We start from the raw sequence: 481 nt of genomic DNA, 5'->3' as shown, positions 1-481 counted from the left end.
ACCGGATGCTGCGGGCCGCGCAGGCGAAGGCGGACGCGGCGGGCGACGTCGAGTGGCTGGGGTCGGTCGATTCCACGGTCGTCCGGGCTCACCAGCATGCGGGCGGGGCCCGAAAAGGGGGCTCCGCGACCCCGCCCTCGGCCGGTCCAGAGGCGGTCTGACCAGCAAGATCCACCTGGCCTGCGACGGCCGTGGCCGCCCGCTCGGCTTCATCGTGACGGGTGGCAACATCAACGACTGCACCCGGTTCACCGCTGTGATGGAAGCGATCCGAGTGCCCCGGATCGGACTCGGCCGTCCCCGCGTCCGGCCCGAACACGTCCTGGGAGACAAGGGCTACAGCTCGAAAGCGATCCGCACCTGGCTCCGCCGCCGCGGCATCGCCCACACGACCCCGGAACGGGCCGACCAGGCCCGCAACCGGGCCCGGGGAGGCAGCCGCGGAGGCCGCCCGCCGGCCTTCGACCGCGAGGCATACAAG

Annotated in this window: 1 pseudogene; it reads left to right on the top strand. The window is 73.2% G+C overall.

Annotated elements, in window-relative coordinates:
* A pseudogene (locus IH50_RS41890) lies at positions 1-481 on the top strand (IS5 family transposase); the annotation flags it as partial.

The organism is Streptomyces sp. NRRL S-37 (genome assembly GCF_000721605.1).
In the GTDB taxonomy this organism is placed as follows: domain Bacteria; phylum Actinomycetota; class Actinomycetes; order Streptomycetales; family Streptomycetaceae; genus Streptomyces.
The sequence above is the reverse complement of the archived record's forward strand: the minus strand, read 5'-3'. Positions and strand labels throughout refer to the sequence as shown.